This is a genomic window from Streptomyces sp. MK37H (assembly GCF_018035285.1).
GTDB classification, from domain to species: domain Bacteria; phylum Actinomycetota; class Actinomycetes; order Streptomycetales; family Streptomycetaceae; genus Streptomyces; species Streptomyces endocoffeicus.
The window spans coordinates 1-6,146 of the sequence record NZ_JAAAYH010000502.1 but is presented as its reverse complement, the minus strand read 5'-3'; the positions used below and the strand labels follow the sequence as shown (position 1 = coordinate 6,146).

The 6,146-nt window shown below is 70.4% G+C and carries 7 protein-coding genes; 2 read left to right on the top strand and 5 right to left on the bottom strand.

What is annotated here, in order from left to right:
- Positions 1 to 25: 25 nt before the first annotated feature.
- The 4 genes from GWI24_RS39025 to GWI24_RS39010 form a co-directional block, all read right to left on the bottom strand.
- Complete coding sequence (locus GWI24_RS39025; RefSeq protein WP_374103394.1) at positions 26 to 931, bottom strand: RNA polymerase sigma factor SigF; 906 nt, start codon at positions 929 to 931, stop codon at positions 26 to 28.
- 17 nt (positions 932 to 948) lie between these two features.
- Positions 949 to 1,362, bottom strand: coding sequence for an anti-sigma regulatory factor (locus tag GWI24_RS39020; RefSeq protein WP_014054819.1), 414 nt, complete (start codon positions 1,360 to 1,362; stop codon positions 949 to 951).
- Positions 1,363 to 1,609: 247 nt separating this feature from the next.
- Complete coding sequence (locus GWI24_RS39015; protein ID WP_210950768.1) at positions 1,610 to 2,155, bottom strand: GNAT family N-acetyltransferase; 546 nt, start codon at positions 2,153 to 2,155, stop codon at positions 1,610 to 1,612.
- A 114-nt stretch (positions 2,156 to 2,269) separates the two neighbouring features.
- Positions 2,270 to 2,533, bottom strand: coding sequence for a UBP-type zinc finger domain-containing protein (locus GWI24_RS39010; RefSeq protein WP_037962921.1), 264 nt, complete (start codon positions 2,531 to 2,533; stop codon positions 2,270 to 2,272).
- A gap of 76 nt (positions 2,534 to 2,609) precedes the next feature.
- On the opposite strand from GWI24_RS39010, the gene GWI24_RS39005 reads away from it, so the two are divergent.
- The gene (locus GWI24_RS39005; RefSeq protein ID WP_210950767.1) at positions 2,610 to 4,220 is read left to right on the top strand and encodes a Na+/H+ antiporter; all 1,611 of its coding nucleotides are present in this window, start codon (positions 2,610 to 2,612) and stop codon (positions 4,218 to 4,220) included.
- Between the two features lie 87 nt (positions 4,221 to 4,307).
- On the opposite strand, the gene GWI24_RS39000 is transcribed toward GWI24_RS39005, so the two are convergent.
- The gene (locus GWI24_RS39000; RefSeq protein WP_210950766.1) at positions 4,308 to 4,898 is read right to left on the bottom strand and encodes an N-acetylmuramoyl-L-alanine amidase; all 591 of its coding nucleotides are present in this window, start codon (positions 4,896 to 4,898) and stop codon (positions 4,308 to 4,310) included.
- A gap of 171 nt (positions 4,899 to 5,069) precedes the next feature.
- On the opposite strand from GWI24_RS39000, the gene GWI24_RS38995 reads away from it, so the two are divergent.
- Positions 5,070 to 5,981, top strand: a complete 912-nt coding sequence (locus GWI24_RS38995) for a glutaminase (RefSeq protein WP_210950765.1) — start codon at positions 5,070 to 5,072, stop codon at positions 5,979 to 5,981.
- Positions 5,982 to 6,146: the final 165 nt, after the last annotated feature.

The following is a 6,146-nucleotide window of genomic DNA, read 5'->3' as shown; positions in this document are numbered from 1 at the left end:
GCCGCAGGGCACCCCGTAGCGCTTGCTACTCCTCGACCAGCAGCTTGTCGCGCAACTGCGCGAGGGTGCGGGCCAGCAGCCGGGAGACATGCATCTGGGAGATGCCGACCTCCTGCGCGATCTGCGACTGCGTCATATTGCCGAAGAAGCGCAGCAGCAGGATCTTCTTCTCGCGCGGCGGCAGATCCTCCAGCAGGGGTTTGAGCGACTCGCGGTACTCGACGCCCTCGAGCGCCTCGTCCTCCGCACCGAGGGTGTCGGCGACCGCCGGGGACTCGTCGTCCGTGTCCGGGACGTCCAGGGACAGGGTGCTGTAGGCATTGGCGGACTCCAGCCCCTCCAGCACCTCCTCCTCGGAGATGGACAGATGCTGGGCCAGCTCATGGACGGTCGGGGCGCGGCCATGGCGCTGGGAGAGCTCCGCGGTGGCCGTGGTCAGCGACAGCCGCAGCTCCTGAAGCCGGCGCGGCACCCGCACCGCCCAGCCCTTGTCGCGGAAGTGGCGCTTGATCTCGCCCACGACCGTGGGCGTCGCATAGGTGGAGAACTCCACACCGCGGTCCGGGTCGAACCGGTCCACGGACTTGATCAGCCCGATGGTGGCGACCTGGGTGAGGTCGTCCAGCGGCTCACCGCGGTTGCGGAAGCGCCGGGCCAGGTGCTCCACCAGCGGCAGATGCATTCGCACGAGGTGGTTGCGCAGCTCGGCCCGCTCGGTGGAGCCCTCCGGCAGCCGTCGCAGCTCGGCGAACATCGCCCGCGCGCCACTCCGGTCCTGCGGATCGTGCTGCTGATGCACCTGCTCGTGCTGATCCATGTGGTCCGCCCGCTCTGGTCGGTCTCCTGCCGCTTCCGAGTCCGCGGGATGCGGCCGGGCCGGCGGGTGCGGGATGGCCGGGGTACCTACTCCCCGCGATGATGCAGTGCTCACGGAGCCCCCTTGTTCCGTCACGGCTGTCCGGGGCCGGCGCCGCGCTCCTTGTACAGGCTGATGCTGACCGTTCGGTCCTCGGCCACCGTCGAGTCCACCTTGCCCGCCAGTGCGGAGAGCACCGTCCAGGCGAAGGTGTCGCGCTCGGGGGCGCGACCGTCGGTGGTGGGAGCCGAGACGGTCACCTGGAGTGCGTCGTCGATCAAGCGGAAGACGCAGCTCAGCACACTGCCGGACACGGCTTGCTGCAGCAGGATCGCGCATGCCTCGTCGACGGCGATACGCAGATCCTCGATTTCGTCGAGGGTGAAGTCCAAGCGGGCTGCGAGGCCGGCGGTGGCCGTCCGCAGCACCGACAGATAGGCACCCGCAGCGGGCAGCCGGACTTCCACGAAGTCCTGGGTCCCGGGCTCGCCTGCGATCTGGGACACCCTCACCTCCAAGGTGACACAAGCTGATTGAGCTGAGCTGATTGGAGCGTCGGCCCCGAACCCTTATGGTGGAGGGTGATACGGGTCGGCGCTGTATGTACTTTGGCTGCGACGCTATCGCGATCTGCGGTTCGGTGTCGCCCGGACGATGCACGGCCCCCATCACGGGTGAACCCCGGCCCACAAGGCCGCGATATCACTCATAGTAAGCACATGAGTACGCAGCGTGGCTAGAGGGTTTGCGGTCTCAATTCGAAAGAGATGTCGCCTCACTCAGGAAATCGCTGGTCACGGCGGTGCCCATGGCCTGAGCGGCCAGCGCTCGCAGCGGCTCTCCCGAGAGCCTGCGCACCGTCCATTCGTCCATCGCCTCCGCGCCGATCGCGGCGTAGAAGCCGATCGCGGGCTCGTTCCAGTCGAGCACCGACCATTCGAAACGGGCATATCCCCGCTCCACGCAGATCCGCGCCAGCTCGGCGAGCAGCGCCTTGCCGTGGCCGCCCCCGCGGGCCCGCGGGGTGACGTACAGGTCCTCCAGGTACACGCCATGGGTGCCTGTCCAGGTGGAGAAGTTACGGAACCACAGGGCGAACCCCACCGGACCGGCGGGCTCTCCGGCGCCACCGGCCTCCTCGGCGATCAGCGCGAACACCGCGGGATGCGCCCCGAAGAGCGCCTCGCGCAGCTGCTCCTCGGTGGCCTTCGCCTCCTGCGGAGCCCGCTCGTAGTCCGCCAGCTCGCGGATCATCGCATGGATCGCCGGAACGTCGGACGGCTTCGCTGATCGGATCATGTGGTGAAGGCTAGCGGGCCGCACCGACAAACGCGGCAGTCGATCTCCGACATTGCGCGGAAAGCGCCAAGACCAGGGCGTCCGCGGAGCTGGGACTGACCACACGCCGGCATCTCACCCCACGATGAGCTGATCCACGAAGCACCAGCGCCAGTCCTCGCCCTCCTCGAAGCTGCGCATCACCGGATGGCCGGTCTCCTCGAAGTGGCGGGTGCTGTGCTGGTACGGCGAGGAGTCGCAGCAGCCCACATGGCCGCACACCAGACACTTCCGCAGCTGGACGGGGTGGCTGCCGACCGCCAGGCATTCGGGACAGGTGTCGGACCGCGGCTCCGGTTCGGGACGCGGCAGTGCGGGAACATGCGGGCACTCGTTCATGATTGCCAGACTAAAACGCCGCGTGGGCGAGCACATGGACGACCGTCGGGACGGCCGACGGAGACAGGGCCGGACGATGGACGTATTGCCGTTGTTGATGCTGGTCGCGGGCAGCGCGGTGGTCGCGGGCGCGGCGCGCCGGACCCCGGTGCCCGCGCCGCTGCTGCTGGTCGCGGCCGGGCTCGTCGTCTCGTACGTGCCGGGGGTGCCGGACTACACCCTGGACCCGCATATCGTGCTGCCCCTGGTGCTGCCGCCGCTGCTGCACAGCGCCGCGCTGGACAGCTCGTACCTCGACCTGCGCGCCAATCTGCGGCCGATCGCGCTGCTCTCCGTCGGGTATGTGCTCTTCGCGACGGTCGCGGTCGGCGTGGTCGCCCATCTGCTGATCCCGCAGCTGCCGCTGACCGCCGCCCTCGTGCTGGGCGCGGTGGTCGCGCCGCCGGACGCCGTGGCCGCCACCGCCATCGCCCGCCGGATCGGGCTGCCCGCCCGGCTCACCACGCTCCTCCAGGGCGAGTCCCTGTTCAACGACGCGACCGCGATCACCGCCTACCGGGTGGCGGTGGCCGCTGCCGTGGGAGAGGGCGTCAGCTGGACCGAGGGGCTGCGGGAGTTCGCCTTCGCGGCCATCGGCGGCGTCGTGGTCGGTCTGATCCTGATGGTGCCGCTGCACTGGCTGCGCACCCGGCTGCGGGACGCCCTGCTCCAGAACACCCTCTCGCTGCTCATCCCCTTCGTCGCCTACGCCGTCGCCGAGCAGGTCGGGGCGTCGGGTGTGCTGGCCGTCGTGGTGGTCGGGCTCTACCTCGGACACCACTCCTGGCAGGTCGACTTCGCCACCCGGCTCCAGGAGGCGGCGGTCTGGCGCATGATCGACTTCGTTCTGGAGTCGGCGGTGTTCGCGCTGATCGGGCTGCAACTGCGGGTCGTGGTGGGCGGCCTGGGGGAGTACGGGGCGGGCGAGGCCGCCTGGTACGCGGCCCTCGTCTTCCTGGCCGTGGTGGCCGCCCGCTACGTCTGGGTCTTCCCGGCGACGTTCGTGCCGCGCATGCTCTTCCCCGGGATCCGCGAGCGCGAGCCCGGCACCAACTGGACCGCGCCGGTCGTCGTCGGCTGGGCCGGGATGCGCGGGGTGGTCTCGCTGGCCATCGCCTTCTCGATCCCGGAGACCGTGCACGGCGGGGCCCCCTTCCCGGCCCGCAATCTGATCCTCTTCCTGACCTTCACGACCGTCATCGGCACCCTGGTGGTCCATGGGCTCACCCTGCCGTCCCTGATCCGGCTGCTCGGGCTGCCCGGCCGCGACCCCCACGCCGAGACCCTCGCCGAGGCCCAGGCGCAGAACACCGCGTCGCTGGCGGCCGAGCGCCGGCTGGCGGAGCTGCTCGCCGATGAGCGCAACGCCCTGCCGTCGCCGCTCGCCGACCGGCTGCGCACGGTGCTGGAGCAGCGCCGCAACGCAGTGTGGGAGCGGCTGGGCGCGGTCAACGAGGTGACCGGCGAATCGGCGGACGACACCTATCGGAGGCTGGCCCGGGAGATGATCGAGGCCGAGCGGGCGGTGTTCGTGGAACTGCGGGACGCCCGGCGGATCGACGAGGAGATGCTGCGGTCGCTGCTGCGGCGGCTGGACCTGGAGGAGGCGGCGCTCTACCGGGAGGGGGCCACGGAGGAGGGAGCCTGAGCCCCGACCCCTCCGCGCCCGCCCTTACGCGCTACGCGTTACGCGTTACGCGCTTCCGCACGGGTGCTCTGTGGATCCTTCAGCGTCCTACTTGAGCTGTTCGCGGATCCGGTCGCGCATCGAGGCCATGGTGAAGCCGCGCGGATCCACCTTGCCCGGCTGCCATTCGAGGTGGCCGATCACCGAACGCTCGGTCCAGCCGTGATGGCGGCACACGGCCGCCGCGGCCCGCGCGATCGCGTCCAGCTGGGCCTCGGGCCACGGGTCCTCGCCGTCGCCCAGGTTCTCGCATTCGAAGCCGTAGAAGGCGCGGTTCCCGTCCGTGTTCGCCTCGTTGTCCGAGGGGAGGGCCTTCTCGGCGATCACCGCCCGCAGGACGTCGTCGTCGCCCAGCCCGGCGTGGTTGGCGCGGCCGTAGCCGACCAGATGGACGCCGCCGTCCTTGGCGATCACGCCGTGGCACAGCGGGCCGGGCAGCCCCTCGAAGCCGTCCCGGCAGATCTCCACGGTCTCCTCGGTGCCGGAGGTGACGGTGTGGTGGATCATCACCCCGTGCACCGGGCCCCACGGCCCCTTGTGGTTCCGGTTGTGGTGCCGCCAGTCGCCGACCTGCGTCACCTGTAAGCCCTCGTTCGTCAGCGCCGCCAGGAAGTCCCCCGCGGACATGGGTGAGGCCATGCCCCGCCTCCGTTCTGGTCCTGAGGCGAGCCCCGGTCGCGGCCCGCCTCGTTCACCCACTTGCTTACCCACCGAACACCCATAAACACATGGGGTGATGAATGGTAGGGGGCGCGTTATCGTGCGGACCGGTTCATCCGTACGACCTCGCAACAGGAGACGCACCGCACCATGGACTACCAGGCAGTGCTGGAGGAGGTCGCGGCCCATGTGCGGCCGCAGATCGGCCGGGGTCGGGTGGCCCAGTACATCCCGGCGCTCGCCTCGGTGGACGCGGACCGCTTCGGGATCGCCCTCGCCGATGTCGACGGCCGGGTCACCGGGGTCGGCGACTGGGAGCGGCCCTTCTCGATGCAGTCCATCTCCAAGGTGTTCAGCCTCGCGCTCGTCCTCGCCGACGACGGCGAGAAGCTGTGGCGGCGGGTCGGCCGGGAGCCCTCGGGCAACCCCTTCAACTCCCTGGTGCAGCTGGAGTACGAGCACGGCATCCCGCGCAATCCGTTCATCAACGCCGGGGCGCTCGTCGTCACCGACCGGCTGCACACCCTTACCGGCGACGCCAGCACCACCATGCTGGACTTCCTGCGCGCCGAGAGCGGCAATCCGGACCTCGCCTTCGACCAGGAGGTCGCCGCCTCCGAGACCGCCCATGGCGACCGTAATGCCGCCCTCGCCCACTTCATGGCCGGCTACGGCAACCTCGACAACCCCGTGCCGACCGTCCTGGAGCACTACTTCTGGCAGTGCTCGATCGAGATGAGCTGCCGCGATCTCGCCTTGGCCGGCGGCTTCCTCGCCCGACACGGGCTGCGCGCGGACGGCTCCCGGCTCCTGTCGAGCAGCGAGGCCAAGCGGGTCAACGCGGTCATGCTCACCTGCGGTACGTACGACGCGGCGGGCGACTTCGCCTACCGCGTCGGGCTGCCCGGCAAGAGCGGGGTCGGCGGCGGCATCGTCGCGGTGGTGCCCGGTCGCTGCGCGCTGTGCGTCTGGAGCCCCGGCCTCGACGCCCGCGGCAACTCGGTGGCCGGAGTGGCGGCCCTGGACCACTTCACCACGCTGACGGGCTGGTCCGTCTTCTAGGGGTGTCCGCCGGACCGTGACGCCTGCGGCGGGCTGTTCCTCTCCTTGCCACTTCCCGCAGCTGGGGGTCCGCTCCAGGCTCCGGGGTCCAGGGGCGGAGTCCCATGCCGCCCGCTCCGGCTGCGGGCCGGGCGGTGTCCGCTGGATCGTGACGCCTGTGGCGGG